The sequence below is a fragment of the Listeria booriae genome, assembly GCF_000766865.1.
Taxonomy (GTDB): Bacteria; Bacillota; Bacilli; order Lactobacillales; family Listeriaceae; genus Listeria_A; species Listeria_A booriae.
Window position 1 is genome coordinate 280,142 of record NZ_JNFA01000024.1, and the last position, 20,390, is coordinate 300,531.

22 protein-coding genes are annotated in these 20,390 nt (G+C 39.7%); 20 read left to right on the forward strand and 2 right to left on the reverse strand.

What is annotated here, in order from left to right; all coding sequences use genetic code 11:
- Positions 1-30: 30 nt before the first annotated feature.
- The gene (gene galU / locus EP57_RS10980; RefSeq protein ID WP_036086677.1) at positions 31-924 is read right to left on the reverse strand and encodes a UTP--glucose-1-phosphate uridylyltransferase GalU; all 894 of its coding nucleotides are present in this window, start codon (positions 922-924) and stop codon (positions 31-33) included.
- 226 nt (positions 925-1,150) lie between these two features.
- Here galU and EP57_RS10985 point away from each other — a divergent pair, with 226 nt between their 5' ends.
- The 13 genes from EP57_RS10985 to guaA all read left to right on the forward strand — a co-directional run bounded on the left by EP57_RS10985 (position 1,151) and on the right by guaA (position 14,543).
- Entirely contained in the window at positions 1,151-1,864 is a 714-nt protein-coding gene (locus tag EP57_RS10985; RefSeq protein ID WP_036086679.1) for an IspD/TarI family cytidylyltransferase, read from the forward strand.
- Positions 1,857-2,882 (forward strand): ribitol-5-phosphate dehydrogenase, encoded by a 1,026-nt coding sequence (locus EP57_RS10990; RefSeq protein WP_036086681.1) that lies wholly within the window; start codon positions 1,857-1,859, stop codon positions 2,880-2,882. The genes EP57_RS10985 and EP57_RS10990 overlap by 8 nt, the downstream gene beginning before the upstream one ends.
- 339 nt (positions 2,883-3,221) lie before the next feature.
- The gene (locus tag EP57_RS10995; RefSeq protein WP_036086682.1) at positions 3,222-4,601 is read left to right on the forward strand and encodes a glycosyltransferase family A protein; all 1,380 of its coding nucleotides are present in this window, start codon (positions 3,222-3,224) and stop codon (positions 4,599-4,601) included.
- An 18-nt stretch (positions 4,602-4,619) separates the two neighbouring features.
- Positions 4,620-5,774, forward strand: a complete 1,155-nt coding sequence (locus EP57_RS11000; protein WP_036086685.1) for a CDP-glycerol glycerophosphotransferase family protein — start codon at positions 4,620-4,622, stop codon at positions 5,772-5,774.
- 10 nt (positions 5,775-5,784) lie between these two features.
- A complete protein-coding gene (locus tag EP57_RS11005) occupies positions 5,785-6,939 on the forward strand; it encodes a CDP-glycerol glycerophosphotransferase family protein (RefSeq protein ID WP_036086687.1) in 1,155 nt (384 codons plus the stop codon).
- 54 nt (positions 6,940-6,993) lie between these two features.
- Positions 6,994-7,377, forward strand: coding sequence for a glycerol-3-phosphate cytidylyltransferase (tagD, locus tag EP57_RS11010; protein WP_036086689.1), 384 nt, complete (start codon positions 6,994-6,996; stop codon positions 7,375-7,377).
- A gap of 136 nt (positions 7,378-7,513) precedes the next feature.
- Positions 7,514-8,959, forward strand: coding sequence for a sensor histidine kinase (locus tag EP57_RS11015; protein ID WP_036086692.1), 1,446 nt, complete (start codon positions 7,514-7,516; stop codon positions 8,957-8,959).
- Complete coding sequence (locus tag EP57_RS11020) at positions 8,956-9,648, forward strand: response regulator transcription factor (protein ID WP_036086694.1); 693 nt, start codon at positions 8,956-8,958, stop codon at positions 9,646-9,648. Before EP57_RS11015 ends, EP57_RS11020 begins: the two co-directional genes overlap by 4 nt.
- Positions 9,649-9,776: 128 nt before the next feature.
- Positions 9,777-11,264: a nicotinate phosphoribosyltransferase gene (locus EP57_RS11025; RefSeq protein WP_036086697.1), complete on the forward strand. Its 1,488-nt coding sequence runs from the start codon at positions 9,777-9,779 to the stop codon at positions 11,262-11,264.
- Positions 11,265-11,286: 22 nt separating this feature from the next.
- A complete protein-coding gene (gene nadE, locus EP57_RS11030; protein WP_036086699.1) occupies positions 11,287-12,114 on the forward strand; it encodes an ammonia-dependent NAD(+) synthetase in 828 nt (275 codons plus the stop codon).
- A 19-nt stretch (positions 12,115-12,133) separates the two neighbouring features.
- Entirely contained in the window at positions 12,134-12,442 is a 309-nt protein-coding gene (locus tag EP57_RS11035; RefSeq protein WP_036086701.1) for a putative quinol monooxygenase, read from the forward strand.
- Between the two features lie 58 nt (positions 12,443-12,500).
- Positions 12,501-12,884, forward strand: coding sequence for a PTS sugar transporter subunit IIB (locus EP57_RS11040; protein ID WP_036086703.1), 384 nt, complete (start codon positions 12,501-12,503; stop codon positions 12,882-12,884).
- A 114-nt stretch (positions 12,885-12,998) separates the two neighbouring features.
- Positions 12,999-14,543 carry a glutamine-hydrolyzing GMP synthase gene (gene guaA, locus EP57_RS11045; RefSeq protein ID WP_036086705.1) on the forward strand — a complete coding sequence of 515 codons (1,545 nt, stop codon included), beginning with the start codon at positions 12,999-13,001 and terminating at the stop codon, positions 14,541-14,543.
- Between the two features lie 74 nt (positions 14,544-14,617).
- On the opposite strand, the gene EP57_RS11050 is transcribed toward guaA, so the two are convergent.
- A complete protein-coding gene (locus EP57_RS11050; protein ID WP_036086709.1) occupies positions 14,618-15,127 on the reverse strand; it encodes a helix-turn-helix domain-containing protein in 510 nt (169 codons plus the stop codon).
- A gap of 178 nt (positions 15,128-15,305) precedes the next feature.
- Between EP57_RS11050 and EP57_RS11055 the strand changes: the two genes are divergently transcribed.
- The 7 genes from EP57_RS11055 (at position 15,306) to EP57_RS11085 (ending at position 20,296) form a co-directional block, all read left to right on the forward strand.
- Positions 15,306-15,482 (forward strand): phage-related protein, encoded by a 177-nt coding sequence (locus EP57_RS11055; protein WP_003736261.1) that lies wholly within the window; start codon positions 15,306-15,308, stop codon positions 15,480-15,482.
- Between the two features lie 19 nt (positions 15,483-15,501).
- Entirely contained in the window at positions 15,502-16,476 is a 975-nt protein-coding gene (locus tag EP57_RS11060) for a site-specific integrase (RefSeq protein ID WP_438361525.1), read from the forward strand.
- Positions 16,477-16,583: 107 nt separating this feature from the next.
- Complete coding sequence (locus tag EP57_RS11065; protein WP_036086713.1) at positions 16,584-16,895, forward strand: plasmid mobilization protein; 312 nt, start codon at positions 16,584-16,586, stop codon at positions 16,893-16,895.
- Positions 16,896-17,081: 186 nt separating this feature from the next.
- Complete coding sequence (locus EP57_RS11070; protein ID WP_036086715.1) at positions 17,082-17,423, forward strand: MobC family plasmid mobilization relaxosome protein; 342 nt, start codon at positions 17,082-17,084, stop codon at positions 17,421-17,423.
- Positions 17,372-18,706 carry a relaxase/mobilization nuclease domain-containing protein gene (locus EP57_RS11075; protein ID WP_036086717.1) on the forward strand — a complete coding sequence of 445 codons (1,335 nt, stop codon included), beginning with the start codon at positions 17,372-17,374 and terminating at the stop codon, positions 18,704-18,706. The genes EP57_RS11070 and EP57_RS11075 overlap by 52 nt, the downstream gene beginning before the upstream one ends.
- Before the next feature lie 214 nt (positions 18,707-18,920).
- A complete protein-coding gene (locus tag EP57_RS11080; RefSeq protein WP_036086720.1) occupies positions 18,921-19,598 on the forward strand; it encodes a helix-turn-helix domain-containing protein in 678 nt (225 codons plus the stop codon).
- A complete protein-coding gene (locus EP57_RS11085) occupies positions 19,583-20,296 on the forward strand; it encodes a helix-turn-helix transcriptional regulator (protein WP_036086723.1) in 714 nt (237 codons plus the stop codon). Before EP57_RS11080 ends, EP57_RS11085 begins: the two co-directional genes overlap by 16 nt.
- Positions 20,297-20,390: the final 94 nt, after the last annotated feature.

Genomic DNA, 20,390 nt, shown 5'->3' on the forward strand with positions numbered 1-20,390 from the left:
TGAACGTTTGTCCATCATACCTTCCTTTTGTTATTTTGATTTTTTGTCTTTTTTGTGGATTTGTTGATAAAGGTCATCGACAAGTTTTGCGACGTCATCTTTAATTTCTGGGTGTCTTAGCGCGAATTGCATCGTTGTTTTGATAAAACCGAATTTATCTCCTACATCGAACCGCTCGCCTTCAAAGTCATATGCAAAAACACGTTGTACTTCATTTAGACTATTAATGGCATCTGTTAGTTGGATTTCTCCGCCTGCACCTGGTTCTTGTGTTTCTAGGAAATCAAAAATCTGTGGTGTAAGCAAGTAACGACCAAGGATTGCTAAATCAGATGGAGCTTCTTCAGGCGTTGGCTTTTCGACAAATCCTTTTACATTATACAAACCTTTGCTGTATTCATTCATTGGATCAATAATACCATAGCGGTAGGTTTCTTCATGTGGAACACTTTGTACGCCGATAATTGAGCTATGTGTTTTCTCGTATTGATTCATCAGCTGTTTGGCACAAGGAACTTTCGACTCTACAATGTCATCACCAAGCATAACGATGAATGGCTCATTTCCGACAAATCCTTTTGCTTGAAGAATGGCATCACCAAGACCTTTTGGTTTGGACTGGCGTATGAAATGTAAATTGATATTTGTTGTCTCTTCCACGAGATGAAGTAGCTCTAGCTTGTTTTTGTCTCGAAGATTGTTCTCAAGTTCAGGTACGGAATCGAAGTGATCCTCGATAGCTCGTTTTCCTTTACCCGTGACGATTAAAATATCTTCAATGCCAGCTGCAACGGCTTCTTCAATAATATATTGAATAGTAGGTTTATCAACAATGGGTAGAATTTCTTTAGGCATTGCTTTTGTGGCAGGTAGAAAACGTGTTCCTAAACCTGCTGCAGGAATAACTGCTTTTTTTACTTTCATAGTTACATTCTCCTTAAATTTTATTTAGGATATAGATACAGGTTAATTATACGTTATAGCGACGGACGATTACAAGCTTTTATGATTTTTTGGTAAACCGAACATGCGTACCCAGAGTAAACGAGCGTATTAGATAGAATTTATGAGTAAGCGCTAGTTTAAGTTGACACTTCTATGTTACAATAAAACATATCAACATAAAAAAACAGTTAAAGGAGATTAGAGAATGATATACGCTCAAATTTTAGCTGGAGGTAAAGGTACGCGGATGGGGAACGTCAGCATGCCAAAACAGTTTCTATCCTTGAATGGTAAGCCGATTATTGTGCATACCGTGGAGAAGTTTATTTTGAATAACCGTTTTGATAAGATTATCATTTCGTCACCGAAGGAATGGATGAATCACGCGGAGGATAATATTAAGAAATATGTGTCAGATGATCGTGTGGTTGTCATTGAAGGCGGCTCGGATCGGAATGAAACGATTATGAATGGCATCCGTTATATTGAGTCGAATTTTGGCTTGAATGACGACGATGTTATTATTACGCATGACGCGGTTCGCCCGTTCTTAACGCACCGGATTATCGAGGATAATATCGACGCGGCACTTGAAACTGGCGCGGTTGACACAGTTATCGAAGCGATTGACACGATTGTAGAATCATCGAATCATGATTTTATTACGGACATTCCAGTTCGTGACCATATGTACCAAGGTCAAACACCGCAGAGCTTCAACATTAAGAAGCTATACGACCATTATCAGAAGCTAACGGCAGATGAGAAACAAATTTTGACGGATGCTTGTAAGATTTGCTTGCTTGCAGGAGATCACGTGAAGCTTGTGAAGGGCGAAATCTTCAATATCAAGATTACAACACCATACGATCTAAAAGTGGCTAATGCGATTGTTCAGGAGCGTATTGCCAATGATTAATCAAGTATACCGACTAGTATCGGAGCGACAATTCGAAGTTGCCAATGTGGATGAGTCTTTGAATGAAGATGTAGTCGTTGTTCGCCCAACCCATTTATCGATTTGTGCCGCGGATCAACGCTATTATACCGGTTCTCGCGGAAAAGAAATGCTTTCAAAAAAACTACCGATGGCGCTGATTCACGAAGGTATCGGCGAAATCGTGTATGACGCAACAAAAGAATTCAAACCAGGTACAAAAGTAGTCATGATTCCAAATACGCCTATGGAAACCGATCCAATCATCGACGAGAACTATTTGCGTTCCAGCAAGTTCCGTTCAAGTGGTTACGATGGCTTAATGCAAGATTACGTTTTCATGCGCCGCGACCGTGTCGTTGTCCTTCCAGATGACATTAACCCACGTGTAGCCGCGTTTTCAGAACTAATCTCCGTAGCCGTTCATGCGATTTTACGATTCGACGAGAAAGCCAATGCGAACCGCGAATCATTCGGCGTATGGGGCGACGGAAATCTAGGTTTCATCACAGCATTACTACTAAAAAACTGGTATCCAGAAAGCAAAGTTTACATTTTCGGAAAAACACCATATAAATTAGACTTCTTCTCGTTTGTCGACGAAGCCTTCTCTATCGACAACGTCCCAGCTGACCTAGTCATAGACCAAGCCTTCGAATGCGCAGGCGGACGTGGTAGCGAGTATGCAGTAAGCCAAATCATTGATCTAATCAAACCAGAAGGAACGATTTCCTTACTGGGCGTATCCGAATACCCAATCGAATTCAATTCCCGTATGGTGCTAGAAAAAGGCCTAACCGTATACGGAAGCAGCCGCAGCGGCCGCATAGACTTCGAAAAAACAGTCGAATTCCTAAGCGAAAACAAACGCGGCGTCGAATACCTCCAAAACCTAGTAGGCGAAGTCCACACAGTAAAATGCATCCAAGACGTAATCGAAGCCTTCGAAGCCGACCTCCGCAGCCCGTGGGGTAAGAGCGTGATGGAGTGGAAAATCTAGTGCCGAAACAGCCCGTTTAGCCCTGAAAGAGCTTGGAGCAGGCGCAGTAAAATCCCTCTTTCGGATTTTGCGGAGGCTGTGAAAGCTCCGAAGGGCTGGCTGTTGAGGCCGGAAGCCAGGACAGAGTAGTGCCTATCATGCAATGTCTTTCGTAGAAAACACGATCGCAAAACAATGAAACCATGCAAGCTAGCGCGCAGACTTCCGAACCCACCATTCCATTATTAAACAAAAACAAACGGGCGAGAACAAGCCCCATCTTTTAAGAACCAAATAACTCAACAAACCCAGGGCTATATCCCATCAAACCGATATAGCCCTTTTAACGGAGGTGAACCCATGAAATTCGCAATAATAATCCCATTCTACAACGCCGAAGCACGCTTAGACATATCAATCACGAGCATTATCAAACAATCATACAACTTCACAGAAAACATTCAAATCCTACTCATAAACGACGGAAGTACAGACAATAGCAGCTCTATCGCCGACGAATTCGCTCGCAAACACCCAAACAACATCGTCCACATCCGAATCAAGAATGGCGGACCAGCACGCGCTAGAAACATCGGCTTAATGCACATAAAAGAAGGCATTGATTTCGTTGGCTTTTTAGATGCAGATGATGTATATTCGTTACATATGATACGCGAAATGGCTCGCTTTGCCGAGCAGCACGACGAAATAAACATGATGGTGCCGCCTTTTTATTATTTAGACGATTACGGTTCACGCAGAAAAATAGGAACGCATAAACTAAATACGCGATTCGAACAAGGAACCCGCGTCATTGACATCCAAAAAGAACACCAAGCCATCCATTTTTATATCGGCGGAACCTTTTTACGTTTTAGCAGTTTGAAACATCTTGCTTTTGACGAATCATTGCGTTTTGGTGAAGACCAATTGTTGCTTACGAAATTACTGCTGACCGACGAGAAGTATGGTGTTGTCGCGGATGTTGGCTATTTTTACTACCGCGATATGAAAGAAAAGAAATCACTTGTAAATAAGTCATGGCAAAATAAGTCGCGCTACCAGCCGTTTATGGAGGCTGTTTATCAGTCGTACTTGCAGGAATCCAAGGAAAAATTTGGCGAAGTGATTCCTTATGTGCAATATTTGATTAGTTATCACGCGAAATTGTATTTTTATAAAGAGAATGTGTATTTTCGAGAAGTGTTGACAGAGGATGAGCAGGCGGCGTTTGTGTCGTGTTTTCAGCAGATTTTTAGTGAAATTGAGGCGCGATTTATTTGGGAATTGGATACCGCGCAAGTGGTGAAGGAAATGATGCTTTCATTGCGCAAAAACGGCTGGCCCGTCCAGTTTGAAACGGCGGAATTAGCAGATATTCCTGTCGTTACGATGAGCAAGAAATGGCATAAAAATGGGCACGCCGAGCTGATTTGTCAAGTGGAGGAAGCTCGAACGGAATTTCCAGGTGATGGCTTTTTTGCAGTGAAGACGCTGTTTGCAACGAAGCAGGCGAGTGTTGTGAAGCGAAAAGAAGCGCAGCGCATTTGGGATGTTGTGGTGCGGCCGGTTGGCAGTATCTCCACGACAAAAATTAAGTTGCGACCTTGGGAATTACGAGGAAAATGGTATTATCAAAACCCGGAGAAGAAAGTTGTATTGGAAGACTTTAATCTAACGGCGGAGTTTAGAGAAAAGGCAAAACGGCGATTGAAGTTGAAACGAGCGCTGAATCAATAGAGATAAGAGGTACATCGAATGGCAAAATTAATGCAAGGAGTCTATTATTTTTTATTTCGATTAGTAGGCTTTTTACCGCGAAAACAAAAATTAGTGATGTTTGAAAGTTTTTCTGGGAAGCAGTATAGTTGTAATCCGCGGGCGATTTATGAGTATATGTTGGAGCAGGAACCGGAGTATACGCTTTTGTGGAGTGTTAATCCGCGCCATACGAAGCTTTTTGAGGAGCATGGTGTTCCTTATGTGACGCGATTTTCGGTGAAATGGTTGTTTACGATGGGGCGGGCGAAATATTGGATTTCGAATAGTCGCTTGCCGCTTGAGTTGCCAAAGCCTGCGAAGACGGTTTATGTGCAGACGTGGCACGGGACGCCGCTTAAGAAGCTTGGTGTGGATATTGATGAGGTACATATGCCAGGCCAGACGACGGAGCAATATAAGGCGGATTTTGTACGTGAGGCCGCGAAATGGGATTATTTGATTGCGCCAAATGCGTATTCGAGTGAGATTTTCCGCAGTGCGTTTGGGTATACGGGTGCGATGATTGAGTCGGGATATCCGCGAAATGATGTGTTGTTTAGCCCGAATAAGGAGCAGTTGATTGCTGATATTAGGCAGAAATTGGCGATTCCTGACGGGAAACGGGTCGTGCTGTATGCGCCGACGTGGCGGGATAATGATTTTTACAAGATGGGCGAGTATAAATTTGATTTGAAATTCGATGTTGCGCAGATGAAGGAACGTTTTGGTGAGGATGTTGTGCTACTGGTGCGGATGCATTATTTGGTGGCGGAGCAGTTTGATTTTGCGCAGTACGGGGATTTTATTCGCGATGCGTCGGCGTATGACGATATTCGTGATTTGTATTTAGTGAGTGATGTGTTGATTACGGATTATTCGTCGGTCTTTTTTGATTACGCGAACCTTGATCGGCCAATGATTTTCTTTACGTATGATTTGGCGGAATATCGCGATACGTTACGTGGTTTTTATTTTGATTTTGAGAAAAATGCGCCGGGTCCTTTGGTGGAAACGAATGAGCAATTGATGGATGAGATTGCCGCGACATTGGAGCAACCAGCGCAGAGTCATCGCCAATTTTTCCAACAGTTTTGTGAATGGGAGAATGGGCACGCAGCGGAAAAAACTGTGAAAATTGTCTTTAAAAAGTAGGTGTGTGTAGATGAAAAATGTAGCGATCAAGCTTTATATGACGGCAATTCAGGTGTTAGGCTTTGTGTTTAGACGTTTTCCAATGCAACAAAAAGTGGTGATGCTGGTTAGTTTTCCGGAAAATCCGACGGCGATTTTGCGAGAAATGGACAAAATGCATTATTTGCCGGAAACAATCGTTTTTTATGATCCACGGTTGAATGTGGACGGGATGGCGCGGAACTTCATGCGTTCATTGCCGAAGACAAATGGGAATTTGATACGTTTGATGTTTCATTTAAGTACGGCAAAAGTGGTCGTGACGGATAATTATTTTGCGGAGCTTGCTGGTGTGAAATGGCGTGATAGCGCGACGTGTGTGCAAATTTGGCATGCGAACGGGGCGCTTAAGAAGTTCGGCTGGGAAGACAAGGCGGCGCAAGCGCGTTCGGATGCGGATAAAGCGCGTTTTCAAGCGGTGTACCAAACGTTTTCCAAAGTACTCGTAGGTTCAGACGAGATGGGCGAAATTTTCAAGCGTGCGTTTTTGCTAGATGATTCGCGTTTGCTGAAGCTTGGCGTGCCGCGGACGGATTATTATTTCGATGAGGCAGCGTTACAGCAAAATAAACAAAACAGCGTTAAAAAGTATCGATTAGACGGTAAAAAAGTCATTTTGTATGCACCAACGTTTCGCGATGAGGCGCTAGATGATACGAAATTACATTTGGATGTCGCGTTAATGAAAGAGAAGCTGAGCGCTGATTACAAATTATTGTTGAAATTACATCCTTCTATGTTGGCAGATTTGCCGAAACAAGATGATGATTTCTGCGTTTTTGTGGACAAGGAAATGGAAATTGAGAAGCTTTTGCCAGTCGTGGATATTTTGATTACGGATTATTCGTCTATTCCGTTTGAATTTGCGTTTTTTGAAAAGCCGATGATTTTCTTTGCATATGACAAGGATGCGTATGATGCGAGTCGTGGTCTTGCGGATGGGTATGCGAATGGATTGCCAGGGAAGCTTTGCACGATGACAGGCGAAGTAATTCGTGAGATTGAGAATCCGGAAGATTATACAGCGCAAATTCGTGATTTTGGTGCGCGTTGGAATAAATATTCAGATGGATTGTCGAGTCAGCGATTTGTAGACTTTTTGAAAGTGGAAATGGAGCGGGAATAGGCTGGCGAAAATGCTAATTTATTGATATACTGGTCTAGGAAAGTAGGTGTTTGCATGAAAAAAGTGATTACATATGGCACATTTGATTTATTGCATTGGGGTCATATTAAGTTGCTTGAACGCGCGAAGGAACTCGGCGATTATTTAGTAGTCGCGATTTCAACGGATGAATTCAATCGTTTGAAGCATAAAGAGGCCTACCACAGCTTTGAACATCGTAAATTAATTTTAGAGGCGATTCGTTATGTCGATGAAGTGATTCCCGAAAGTGACTGGGAGCAGAAGATTCAAGACGTGAAGGACCACAATATTGATATTTTTGTGATGGGCGATGATTGGAAAGGCGAATTTGATTTCCTAAAAGATTATTGCGAAGTGGTATATTTGCCACGAACAACCGGTATTTCTACAACAAAAATTAAAGACGATTTGCGTTAATTTAACCCCCGATTTGGCATTTTTGCTGGTCGGGGTTTTTGCATTCTTAAATAAACATTAATTTCCGCCCAAAGCTCTTGTTAAAACGGCGATTTCACTATATGCTTGCTATAGTACAATGAAATGAGGAAGTTTTATGTCTATAAAAATGCGATTTATGCTATCTTATATTGCTGTCATTCTATTGACCGGCGTTTTTCTAATCTCCGCATTCGTGCTTGGCGTGTGCACATTAACAGGCGCTTCACCAGGCCAACTCTATAAATCGGCCACCTTACAACGCCCGCTATCTACCGACGAAGAAAACGCCTTTTTAGAGCTAAAAATGTTGGCAAAAAATACACCAGACAAACTATTACAATATCAGAACTTCGAAAAGTTGGAAAATAGCGGTATCCAAGTCGTCGTTCGAAAAAATGATACGATCGTGTACTCCTCCTCTGAATTATCAAAGAAATCACTGCTAGTTCACATGCCAGAGTATGAACTAAATAACTTGAACATGCGCGGAACCATTGATAATCAAGGCGATTTGTTCCGTTATATTAAGTTTGACTTTCTTTATTCAGAAGGCTCGCACGGTAGCGTGATGGTGCTTCAACCCGAGAACTCCTATACCGAAATTATGCAAAAATGGGGCATACCGATTGTTGGGATTATTTTATTATTCGGCTTTTTAGTCATCGCATTGCTCAGTTATTTCGTTGCGAAAAGCGTCATTCAGCCAATCTTGCATTTAAAAGAAGGCGCGGAAAAAATTGAAGCAGGCAATCTCGACTTCGAAATGGAGAAGACAACAGGCAAAAACGAAATCGCAACACTTATCTCGACCTTCGAAAAAATGCGAATCAGGCTTAAAAAATCACTAGAAGTCCAAGAACAATACGAAAACAACCGCAAAGAACTATTATCCAATATCTCGCACGACTTAAAAACACCGATTACATCTATCGTTGGTTATATCGAAGGCATTCAGGACGGTGTCGCAAATACCCCTGAAAAACAAGAGAAATACCTAGAAATCGCGCATACAAAAGCCAAAGATATGAACGCGTTAATTGATGAACTATTCTTATTCTCCAAGTTAGACTTGCATAAAGAGCCGTTTTACATGCGAAGTGTGGATTTAAACGCCTTACTAGCACAAATTGCGGAGGAATCCGAATTTAGTTTTCCAGATGCACAGATTTCGCTTACCGTTCCAGATGAAAAACTAATGACGAACGCGGATCGTGAGAAATTAAAGCGTGTTTTTGAGAATTTGATTCATAATAGCATGAAATATATGGACAAGACGCAAGCAAAAATAACAATTCAACTAGAAAAACAACAGGACATGGCGATAATCACATTTGGTGATAATGGAAAAGGAATTCCTGATGCCAACTTAAACGCAATTTTTGACAGATTTTATCGTGAGGAACAATCGCGAAATTCGAATACAGGTGGAAGTGGACTTGGTTTATCGATTGCCAAACAAATTGTGGAGGAGCATCAAGGGCGGATTTGGGCAACGAGTGAACTAGGAGTTGGAACGGCGGTATGCGTTGCGCTGCCATTGAAAGAGGAGGAAGCAGGATGAAGCGGATATTATTAGTAGAAGATGAGCTGGAAATTGCGGAGCTAGAACGTGATTATTTGGAGATTAACGAGATGGAAGTGACGATTGAGCGAAATGGTGCGCGCGGCCTGGAACTGGCATTACAAGACGATTTTGACTTGATTATTCTCGATATTATGTTGCCAGACATGAGTGGTTTTGATATTTGTCGGGAAATCCGCGCGAAGAAGGAAGTGCCAATTCTGCTTGTTTCTGCCCGAAAAGAAGATATTGATAAAATTCGCGGACTTGGTCTTGGCGCGGATGATTATATTACGAAACCGTTTAGCCCGAGTGAATTAGTAGCACGCGTGAAGGCACATTTGGCGCGCTACGAACGACTTGCAAAAAACAATATCGCATCACAAAATGAGATTTTACAAGTACACGATTTGACGCTTGATTTAGATGGCCGCAAAGTTTTTGTTGCAGATCAAGAAATCATTTTTACAACGAAAGAATTCGATTTACTCGTATTTCTTGCGAAGCGCCCGAACCGCGTTTGGAATAAAGAACAACTTTTCGAACAAATTTGGGGAATGCAGGCGGCGGGAGACGTATCAACGGTGGTCGTGCACATCCGCAAAATCCGCGAAAAACTAGAAAGCCACGGCGATTTTTCCGAATCCATCGAAACCATTTGGGGCGCGGGCTATCGTTTTAACTTGTAAATAAGGGACACTTGACTCGCAAAATCGTGAGTGAAGTGTTTTTTGTTTAATTAGGCTTGAAACATTAGCATTTTTTCCGTAACTGCGCTATGATGTTTTATAAGAAAACTAAGACAGGAGAATGGGGCATGACTTTATTTCCAGATGATAGTAAAACGTTGCACACAGATTTATACCAAATTAATATGATGAAGGCGTATTGGGATGATAATATTCACGAGCGCCGCGCTGTTTTCGAAGTATTCTTCCGTGATATGCCGTTTGACACGGGTTTTTGCGTATTTGCAGGGCTTGAACGGATTATCGACTATATGGAGAACTTGCGCTTCACCGAGAGCGATATCGCTTACTTGCGCGAAGAAACAGCTTTTGAAGAAGAATTTCTAGATTATCTTAAAAATTTACGCTTTACCGGGACGATTCGTTCTGTCGTGGAAGGCGAATTTGTATTTAAAACCGAGCCAATTATTCAGGTGGAGGCAAACCTAGCGGAGGCGCAATTAATCGAAACGGCCCTGCTTAACATTGTGAATTTTCAAACGCTAATCGCGACAAAAGCAGCCCGAATCAAAAACGTAGTCGAAGGCGAGCCGTTAGCAGAATTCGGAACACGTCGCGCACAAGAAATGGACGCAGCGCTTTGGGGGACACGTGCGGCCTATATCGGTGGCTGTGACTCGACAAGTAATATCCGTGCGGGCAAAATTTTCGGAATTCCTGTTTCTGGCACAATGGCGCATTCGATGGTTCAAGCTTATCGCGATGAATACAAAGCATTTAAACGTTACGCCGAAACACACAAAGACTCGATTTTCCTTGTAGATACGTACGATACACTAAAATCCGGTATTCCAAACGCGATTAAAGTGGCACAAGAAATGGGCGATGCGATTAACTTTATCGGGATTCGTTTAGACAGTGGCGACATGGCTTTCCTATCTAAAAAAGCCCGCCAAATGCTAGATGAAGCAGGATTTCCTGATGCGAAAATTTTTGCGTCGAGCGATTTGGATGAAACAACCATTCTCCACCTAAAAGCCCAAAAAGCGAAAATCGATGCGTGGGGTGTCGGCACAAAGCTAATCACGGCTTACGACCAACCTGCACTAGGTGCCGTTTACAAACTCGTGGCAATCGCGGATGAGAATGATGTGTTACAAGACTCCATCAAACTCTCCAGCAACACCGAAAAAGTCACAACACCAGCCAAAAAGAACGTTTACCGCATCATCACACATGAAGATGGACCAAAAGCAGAAGGCGACTATATTTGTCTAGAAAACGAGTCATTAGAAGGCGTTACGAGCTTAACGATGTTCCATCCCGTCCACACATACATCACAAAAGAAGTAGAAAATTTCGAAGCCAAAGAATTATTGGTTCCAATTTACGAAAATGGGGAATTAGTATATCAAAGACCATCTTTAGAACAAACAAGAAAATACAAAGAAGAAAATCTAGCCTTGCTTTGGGATGAATACCAACGTACCGTGCGCCCAGAACAATACCCCGTAGACCTAAGCGTCAAGTGCTGGAAAAATAAAATGCAAAACATCGAAAACGTCCGCAAAACAGTTCAAAAACATTCGCCGGTCAATTTCGATCTCCCATTTTAAGCAAGTGAAAGGGGTTTAGAGAATGAGTTTACAAAAACAAATTATTGCAGAAATGCACGTCTTACCAAAAATCGATGAAACGGCTGAAATTCGCCGAAGTGTGGAGTTTTTAAAAGCCTATTTAACGAAATATCCGTTTATTAAAACGCTTGTATTAGGCATTTCTGGAGGACAAGATTCAACGCTTGCCGGCAAATTATCGCAAATCGCCATCAGTGAATTGCGCGAAGCAACGGGAGACGAGTCCTATCAATTTATCGCTGTGCGCCTGCCTTATGGAACGCAGTTTGACGAAGAAGATTGCCAAGATGCCCTTGATTTTATCGAGCCAGACCGAGTTGTAACTATCAACATTAAAGCGGCGGTTGATGCAAGTGTAGCAACGTTGCGGGACGCTGATATTGATCTTTCCGATTTTGCAAAAGGAAACGAGAAGGCTCGCGAACGCATGAAGGCCCAATATAGCATTGCGGCGATGAATCACGGTGCTGTCGTAGGAACCGATCATTCCGCCGAAGCAGTCACTGGCTTTTACACGAAATACGGCGATGGTGGCACAGACATTAATCCACTTTTCCGCCTGAATAAACGCCAAGGCAAAGCCCTTCTAAAAACGCTCGGTTGCCCAGAACATCTGTATCTTAAAAAACCGACCGCCGATTTAGAAGAAAACAAACCAGCCTTGCCAGATGAAGTCGCGCTCGGCGTCACATATGATGACATCGACGACTATTTAGAAGGCAAGAAATTACCGACCGAAACCGCGATAATTATTGAAAATTGGTATTTAAAAACACAACATAAGCGTCACATGGCGATTACTGTTTTTGACGATTTTTGGAAGAAGTAAAGTGGAGGAGGAGATGACAATGAAAATCGCATTTGGCTTAATTACGAAATTCAAAGCCCATCCAGGAAACCGCAAAGCATTGGTAAACATTTTGTTGGAGGCAGCGACTGGGCTTGATAAATACAACGCATGCATCCAGTATGTCGTTAGCGTAAACGAAGAAGATCCCGATACCGTTATCGTTAGCGAAGTATGGACGGACGAGGGCCATCACGCAGCCTCACTTGATAACGAAGAAGTCAAAGCCGTCATTGAACGCGCCAAACCACTTATCCATTCCATCGAAAAAAGCGTAAAAATGGACGTTGTAGGCGGAAAAGGTTTATAAGTTGAAAGAAGCTGTCCTTATCTTTTTAAGGGCAGTTTTTAAAATAGGGGGGACGGATTTGAAAAAACTACTTATCGTATGCGCAGGTGGGGCCACATCAAGCATGATGGCTCAGCGCGTCGTACAAGAAGCCGAAAAAGAAGGTATGAAAGCCAAGCTATTGTTTCCAGAAGACCTAAAATATGACCGCGTCAAAGCCCACGAAGACAAAGACCTCGTCGTCGTCATGGGTCCAATCGACATGATCACCACACTACGACTTCAAGGTTTCAGCCGTGTCGACGCCGTTTTAGTATCACCACAAGTCAAATATCTTTTCAAAAATGCCGAAAAAGTATTACAACAACTCGAAATTCCGTGTGAAAATATTGATTCGCTTTCATTTGGGAGAATGCGCGGAGATTTGATTTTAAAACAAGGACTTGCATTAATGAACGACTGATTTCATACAAATTTCGGGTTGCAAGAATGGCTAGCAAACGTTACAATAAGAAGAAGTACATTCAAAAACGCGCAGCTTACATAAATAAATTTTAAAGGGGTTTTGTGAAAAAAGATGAAAGACTTTACAGAGCAAGAGAAAATTATCGTCCTTGATTTTGGTAGCCAGTACAATCAGCTAATTACACGACGCATTCGTGAATTTGGCGTATATAGCGAGCTACACCCACATACGATTACAGTAGAAGAAATGAAAGCCTTGAATCCAACTGGAATTATCTTCTCAGGCGGTCCAAACAGTGTCTATGACGAAGGCGCGTTCCGTTGCGACGAAGATCTATTTGAGATGGGTATTCCAATTTTGGGCATTTGCTACGGCATGCAATTAATGACCAACCATTTCGCTGGAAAAGTAGAGCCCGCAAAAGACCGCGAATACGGAAAAGCGAGCATTAACGTGGAGAAACCGTCTCGCCTTTTCGCAGGTTTACCAACAGACCAAATCGTATGGATGAGTCACGGTGACCTTGTAGTTGCAGAGCCAGCAGGTTTTGAAGTAACAGCAACGAGCGCATCATGCCCAATCGCAGCGATTACAAACGAAGACCGCAAAATGTACGGCGTGCAATTCCACCCCGAAGTGCGCCACTCCATACACGGCAACGAATTATTGAAGAACTTCGCGCTAAACATTTGCGGCTGTAAAGGCGACTGGACAATGGAGAATTTCATTGACGTCGAAGTAGCCAAAATTCGTGAACAAGTTGGCGACAAGAAAGTCTTGCTAGCCCTTTCCGGCGGCGTTGACTCCTCGGTTGTCGGCGTGTTAATTCACAAAGCCATTGGCGACCAGCTAACATGTATTTTTGTTGATCATGGTTTATTGCGTAAAGGCGAAGCAGAACAAGTCATGGAGACACTATACGGTGACTTCCATATGAACATCATTAAAGTGGACGCAAAAGAACGCTTTATGAACAAACTCGCAGGAATTTCCGATCCCGAACAAAAACGTAAGACAATTGGTAATGAATTCATCTACGTATTCGATGACGAAGCGACAAAACTGGACGGCGTAGAATTTTTAGCCCAAGGAACATTGTATACAGACATTATCGAAAGCGGCACAGCAACAGCACAAACAATTAAATCACATCACAACGTTGGCGGCTTACCAGAAGACATGCAGTTCCAACTAATCGAACCACTAAACACACTGTTCAAAGACGAAGTACGCGCACTAGGAACCGAACTAGGAATGCCAGATGCCATCGTTTGGCGCCAACCATTCCCAGGCCCAGGACTAGGCATTCGCGTATTAGGCGAAATCACCGAAGAAAAACTAGAAATCGTCCGCGATTCCGATTACATTTTACGCGAAGAAATTAAAAATGCCGGCCTAGACCGCGAAATCTGGCAGTACTTCACAGCACTACCAAACATCCGCAGCGTAGGCGTGATGGGCGACGGCCGCACGTACGATCACACAGTTGTCATCCGCGCGGTAACCTCCATTGACGGAATGACCGCAGATTGGGCACGAATTCCGTGGGAAGTGTTAGAATTGATTTCAACGCGGATTGTGAATGAAGTTGCGCATGTGAATCGGGTTGTTTATGATATTACGAGTAAGCCACCCGCGACTGTGGAATGGGAATAAACAAGTAAACAAAAAAAGTCCTTATTTTAAGGGCTTTTTTTGCGTTTATAGGAGTCTCTGATACTGTTTTGATACTATTTATTATTTTTCCATGTGGTATTTGGTGTATTTTTTCCATTTTCATCAGCAGAAGAAGGCCAATTAATTTTCCACTCAGTATACTCATCTTTGGTAATTAAGCCGTCTTTTAATTCCTGTTTTCTAAGTTGCCATTCTTTAAGAAAGTTTTGAAGTATGCGATATTTAATCACTACACCAATACGAGTTTCGGGTAATTCAGGATCACTATCATCTTCAACATCAAAAAGATTTAAGCCACCTTCATCATCTAACTCAAATAAGATACTCATTATATCCTCAGCAGCATACAATTTGGTATCGGGTTCTCTCAAGGATAAAATATTTACGTTTAAAACTTCTGCCATTGCATTTAACACATCTATTTTAGGTGTTCGTGTTCCAGTTTCATATTGAGTAATACGAACATCGGCACTTTTTTCATCATAGCCTAATGCAATGCCCAATTCTTTTTGAGTCATATCTCTAAACTTTCTAACGCGCCTAATTCTTGAGCCAACTGACATAGCTATGCGCCTCCCTTATCTAACTTATATTGCCATTATATCACCAGAAGAAAAATAAGTAAACAAATTTGTTTAGTATTTATTGACTTAAACAAAAAAGTTTAGTATGATATATAAATAAACATAAACAAATATGTTTAATATAATTTGGGGGATACGTCTAGGAAGAGGTGAATGAATGACAAATGATTTATTTATTAGCGCAGGTGAGGTAGCGAAAATAACAGGAATGTCAAAGCCCTATGCTTATAAATTAATTCAAAAATTAAATAAAGAATTAGAAAAGAAAGGCTACTGCACTATTCGTGGCAAAGTAAGTAAAAAATATTTAGAAGAACAATTTTATGGAATGTAATGAAAGGGGGCTGTATAAAATGCCAGCATATCGAGACGAAGACAAAGGAAATTGGTTTGTTTCTTTCTATTATCAAGATTGGAAAGGTAAACGAGTTAAAAAATTAAAAAGGGGATTTAAGACCAAAAAAGAAGCACAAGAATGGGAAAATAATTTTAAGTTACAAAGTGAAAATAACCTAGATATGAAGTTTAAGGATTTTGTATCTATGTATAAAAGTGATATAAAAACTAGAGTTAAATACAATACGTGGATTAGTAAAGAATATATCATTAACCTAAAAATAATACCTGCTTTTGGTGAACGAAAAATAAACGAAATTAAACCATCAGATATTATCCAATGGCAAAATGAGTTAATAGGTTATAGAAATGATAGGGGAGAAGGATTTTCACCCACATATTTAAAAGCGATTCATAATCAATTGACAGCAATATTTAATCATGCAGTTCGTTTCTATGATTTGAAATCCAATCCTGCTAGAACTGTAGGTTGTATGGGTAGTAAGAAATCTGATAAAGAAATGCTTGTATGGACAAAAGAAGAATATATCAAATTCTCAGATTCAATGATGGATAAAGATATTTCTTTCCATGCTTTTGAAATTTTATATTGGTGTGGTATCCGCGTTGGTGAGTTATTGGCTTTGACGCCCTCCGATTTTAATTTTGAAGAAGGAACCGTTTCTATCACCAAATCATACCAACGAATTAAAGGCGAAGATATCATTACAACACCAAAGACTGAAAAGGGTAAACGCATTATTAATATGCCAGATTTTCTAGTTGATGAGATGCAGGATTACATTTCGCGATTATACGGTTGTAAACCAAAAAGCAGAATATTCCCTATTACGAAAGCTGTATTATATAGCGAGATGAAACGTGGTGCTACAGAGCAGAACATCAAGAAAATAAGAATTCATGATTTACGCCATTCGCATGTATCGTTACTCATTGATATGGGATTCTCAGCAGTAGCAATTGCAGATTGAGTTGGGCATGAGAGTATTGATATTACGTATCATTATGCTCATCTATTTCCAACGAAGCAAAACGAAATAGCAAACTCATTAAATAATTTGAAAGAAGGAATTTAATCATGTCAGTGAAAGCATTAGACAGACAGGGACGTTGGAGAAATAAGATAGTTGCATTTAGAGTATCACCAGAAGAAAATGAACACTTGAACAAATTGGTCAAACTGTCTGGTCTGAATAAACAAGACTATTTGATTCACAGAGTCTTAAAAGAAGAAATAACAGTAAATTATAGTCCGAGAGTATTTAAAGCGTTCAGAAATCAAATAAATGAGTTTAATGAACTATTGAAAAATGCTCAACCAGTTGATAGAGCAACAGCTGAGATAATAGCTTATACAATTGATTTGCTTCAAAAATTTAGAGAAGAGTGAATTTCATTCTTCTTTTTATTATCACGTAAATTTGAAAAGTAATAGAGAAGCAAGCACTGGATATGGTACCCCATATCCAAATTTCACCCCGTTTCGCATTCGCGACTCGTGTTTGAAATTGCTTGTTGGGGAAATCCCCAAACCCCTTGTTTTTAAAATAATATTGGAAAGGAAGAAAATAAAAGAATGGCAAATAGAAATCGAAATATAGATTTGAAATTTAGAGTTACTGAGGAAGAAAAGACATTTATTGAAATGAAAATGAAAGAAGCAGGAATAACGAATCGTGAAGCTTATTTAAGAAAGATGGCGATTGATGGTGCGATTATTGTTTCAAATTATGATGAAACTAAAAAACTTACTTTGGAGCTAAATAAAATTGGTACGAATATTAATCAAATTGCACGGGTAGCAAATACGGATAATAGAATTTCAAAAGCAGATATTAAAAATATAGAGGAGATGATGCAAAAAGTATGGCGATTACAAAGATATGGTCTATCAAAAAAACGCTTGATAAAGCAATGAAATATATTCTAGATCCAATCAAAGCTAAATATGTTTATAGTTATGCCTGCGCACCAGAAACTGCCGACTTGGAGTTTGAATTAACATTAGACCAAAATAGTCGCTCAGGAGGTATTAATAAAGCTTATCATATTATTCAATCGTTTAAACCTGAGGAAACTAGCCCAGAACAAGCACATGAAATCGGCAAACAATTACTGGAACAACATTTACAAGGTAAATATGAGTATATATTAACGACACATATAGATAAAGAACATATCCATAATCATGTGATATTTTGCGCATCTAGCTTTATGGATCATAAAAAATATAATGATTGTACTAAAACATATTATCAGCTGAGAGAGGAAAGCGATGTATTATGTATAGAACATGGACTATCTGTAATTCCACCAAACCAAAATAAAGGAAAAAGTCACTATGAATGGCAAATGGATCAGCAAGGAAACAGCTGGAAGACACAATTGAGAACTGCTATTGATATGTGTATAAAAAGTAGTAAGACATTCGAAGATTTCGCAAGCCAAATGAAAACGCAAGGATATGAGATTAAATATGGTAAGCATATTGCTTTTCGTGCTGAAAAACAAAAACGATTCACACGAGCGATGCAATTAGGCGAAAATTATACAGAAGAAAATATCAAATTACGTATCGTACAAAAAGATACGCAGCCAATCAAAAAAACTAAGAAAATAAACCTGAAAAACGAGCCACTTAGTGTTATGGTTGCATTGGAAAATAATAAGAAAGTCATCGAAAGTAAAGGCTATGAGCATTGGGCAAAATTGCATAACCTTAAGCAAACTGCGAAGGTAGTTAATTTATTGAAGGAGCTTGGTATTACTTCTCTTGAAGAGTGGGAACAGAAAAAATTAAGTAATGAAGAAATGATGAATGCTAATATGGCAGAAATAAAAGTAATTGAAAAAGAATTAGCTAATAAGCAATTTATTTTGAAGCAACTCATTATTTATGAAAATACAAAAAGAATATATCGATCTGCGGGTAAGCAGATAATGAACTCCAAGGAACAAGAATCGGCTATCCGATTATACAAAACTGCTATTAACAGTCTTAAACAAGTTAATATGAAACCGAGTAAGCAGGTAAAAGATGAGTTATATCGACAAGTACAGTTCTTAGAAAATAAGCGACAAGAGCTATACAAAAAACATAAAGAGTGCAAGGAAACCCAAAAACAAGAACGAATTATTGAACAGAATTTGACGCAAGTTTTCAAGTTGAATCATACAAAGACTCCAAATAGAGAGCGCTAAAATAATTGAGCTAACGCCTTCCACTTCGTTTCAGTTGTTCCCATAACAAAACCGAAATAGTTGTTCCAACTGTTTCGATTTTGTTATGCTTCGATTTAAAAGAGTGATAAAAATCAAAAGAGACTTCAACAAGGGATAAAAACCTGTATATGGTTACTTTAAGAATTACCATTATTTTGATATGATATAAACATACAAATGAGGAGGTAGTTTTATGAAGTTTCATAAACAACTGGAAGTAGAGCGGAAAAAACGAGGGTTAACCTTGAAAAAGCTTTCAAAGCAAATAACAGAGCATACCGGAAATGTAACAACCGATGAACGAATACGAAATTGGGAACTTGGTATCTCAGAAATTGATATTCCATCTTTGAGATATTTATGTACTCTATACGATATTAAAGCGGATGACTTTTTAGATAGTAATGTTGATCCAGATTTTGATATGAATAAACAGTATTATCAATTTGGAAAGCAAATAAATGATTATTGTCAAGTTGATAATATTTTTGAGTTTTTGAAAACATATGATATTGCTGATGAAAGGGATTGGATTTTTGTTCCTAAATACGATATCATTGCACGCACATATGAAGATTATTTGAAAAAAGATGATATAGACGATTTAGAGCTATATCGTTGTAAAGCTGCATTAACTAATTTGCGATTTTGGATGATTGAAATGGAGTCATGTAATGATGAATCATCAGAAAGTATTATGGATATATTACATGTAGATAATTCTGGAAAGTTGAGTATAACAGACACAAGAGATCCAGTAAGTATAAACCAAGTGATGTATGAGATAGAGGAATTACGCACAGATCTCATTTCAGTATTGCAGAGTTCTATTTTTGATGAGAAGGAGGTAAACCCATGGCGTTACATTTAAAGTTGAAAGAAGAACGTAAAAGAAATAATTGGACGCAAGATACTTTAGCAGAAAAAGTGGGAGTTTCTAGAGAAATGATTGGTCGCTGGGAGCGTCTGGAGGCAATACCAACTGTAAGTAGCTGTATTCGTATATGTAAAGTGTTAAATATCACAGTTGATTTTTTGATTAGAGATGATATCGACTCAAAAAATAATCAAGTGAAATATACTACGCTAGGCAAGAGTATTTTAGATTTAGTTGATGAGAGATACCCTATAGATTTCTTTCGAAAATATTCTATTGTATCAAAGGAAGAAGTTTTCTCTATACCTCGCAAACAAGGATTAGATTTTTTAAATACAGTTGGAGATGAGATTGAAAAAGCAGATACCGAAGAGTACGATAAAAACTTGAGAAATTATATGAGACAATTTATTTTCAGTTGGTATAAATTTAATAAAGCAAGATTTTTACTTGCTAAGGAACAAAAAGCAATTGGTTTAGAAATAAATGCTGTTTTATTTTCACAAGAGGAAATAAAACGGGAGTTAGAAGGGGTATATTCAGAACAGCCTATCATGATGTTGAGAGATTTGATGGTTAAACGTTTGGAAAATTATATATGTGATGAGTACAATATACAAAGGGATAATTTATCAAAAGATTATGAGTTTGATAATGAATGGAGTAAAAGCACATATAACTTGATGGATTAAGTGTGAGGGATTAAACGCCATAATTTAGTGATATTTATGATATAATTATGATAGCGTTTACGTTTTATGGGATGATTAGATAAAAAATTAAATA

Bases quoted from the DNA above. Each gene is read 5' to 3' on its own strand.
- galU (WP_036086677.1), bottom strand. From the start codon at position 924: ATGAAAGTAAAAAAAGCAGTTATTCCTGCAGCAGGTTTAGGAACACGT.
- EP57_RS10985 (WP_036086679.1), top strand. From the start codon at position 1,151: ATGATATACGCTCAAATTTTAGCTGGAGGTAAAGGTACGCGGATGGGG.
- EP57_RS10990 (WP_036086681.1), top strand. From the start codon at position 1,857: ATGATTAATCAAGTATACCGACTAGTATCGGAGCGACAATTCGAAGTT.
- EP57_RS10995 (WP_036086682.1), top strand. From the start codon at position 3,222: ATGAAATTCGCAATAATAATCCCATTCTACAACGCCGAAGCACGCTTA.
- EP57_RS11000 (WP_036086685.1), top strand. From the start codon at position 4,620: ATGGCAAAATTAATGCAAGGAGTCTATTATTTTTTATTTCGATTAGTA.
- EP57_RS11005 (WP_036086687.1), top strand. From the start codon at position 5,785: ATGAAAAATGTAGCGATCAAGCTTTATATGACGGCAATTCAGGTGTTA.
- tagD (WP_036086689.1), top strand. From the start codon at position 6,994: ATGAAAAAAGTGATTACATATGGCACATTTGATTTATTGCATTGGGGT.
- EP57_RS11015 (WP_036086692.1), top strand. From the start codon at position 7,514: ATGTCTATAAAAATGCGATTTATGCTATCTTATATTGCTGTCATTCTA.
- EP57_RS11020 (WP_036086694.1), top strand. From the start codon at position 8,956: ATGAAGCGGATATTATTAGTAGAAGATGAGCTGGAAATTGCGGAGCTA.
- EP57_RS11025 (WP_036086697.1), top strand. From the start codon at position 9,777: ATGACTTTATTTCCAGATGATAGTAAAACGTTGCACACAGATTTATAC.
- nadE (WP_036086699.1), top strand. From the start codon at position 11,287: ATGAGTTTACAAAAACAAATTATTGCAGAAATGCACGTCTTACCAAAA.
- EP57_RS11035 (WP_036086701.1), top strand. From the start codon at position 12,134: ATGAAAATCGCATTTGGCTTAATTACGAAATTCAAAGCCCATCCAGGA.
- guaA (WP_036086705.1), top strand. From the start codon at position 12,999: ATGAAAGACTTTACAGAGCAAGAGAAAATTATCGTCCTTGATTTTGGT.
- EP57_RS11050 (WP_036086709.1), bottom strand. From the start codon at position 15,127: ATGTCAGTTGGCTCAAGAATTAGGCGCGTTAGAAAGTTTAGAGATATG.
- EP57_RS11055 (WP_003736261.1), top strand. From the start codon at position 15,306: ATGACAAATGATTTATTTATTAGCGCAGGTGAGGTAGCGAAAATAACA.
- EP57_RS11060 (WP_438361525.1), top strand. From the start codon at position 15,502: ATGCCAGCATATCGAGACGAAGACAAAGGAAATTGGTTTGTTTCTTTC.
- EP57_RS11065 (WP_036086713.1), top strand. From the start codon at position 16,584: ATGTCAGTGAAAGCATTAGACAGACAGGGACGTTGGAGAAATAAGATA.
- EP57_RS11070 (WP_036086715.1), top strand. From the start codon at position 17,082: ATGGCAAATAGAAATCGAAATATAGATTTGAAATTTAGAGTTACTGAG.
- EP57_RS11075 (WP_036086717.1), top strand. From the start codon at position 17,372: ATGGCGATTACAAAGATATGGTCTATCAAAAAAACGCTTGATAAAGCA.
- EP57_RS11080 (WP_036086720.1), top strand. From the start codon at position 18,921: ATGAAGTTTCATAAACAACTGGAAGTAGAGCGGAAAAAACGAGGGTTA.
- EP57_RS11085 (WP_036086723.1), top strand. From the start codon at position 19,583: ATGGCGTTACATTTAAAGTTGAAAGAAGAACGTAAAAGAAATAATTGG.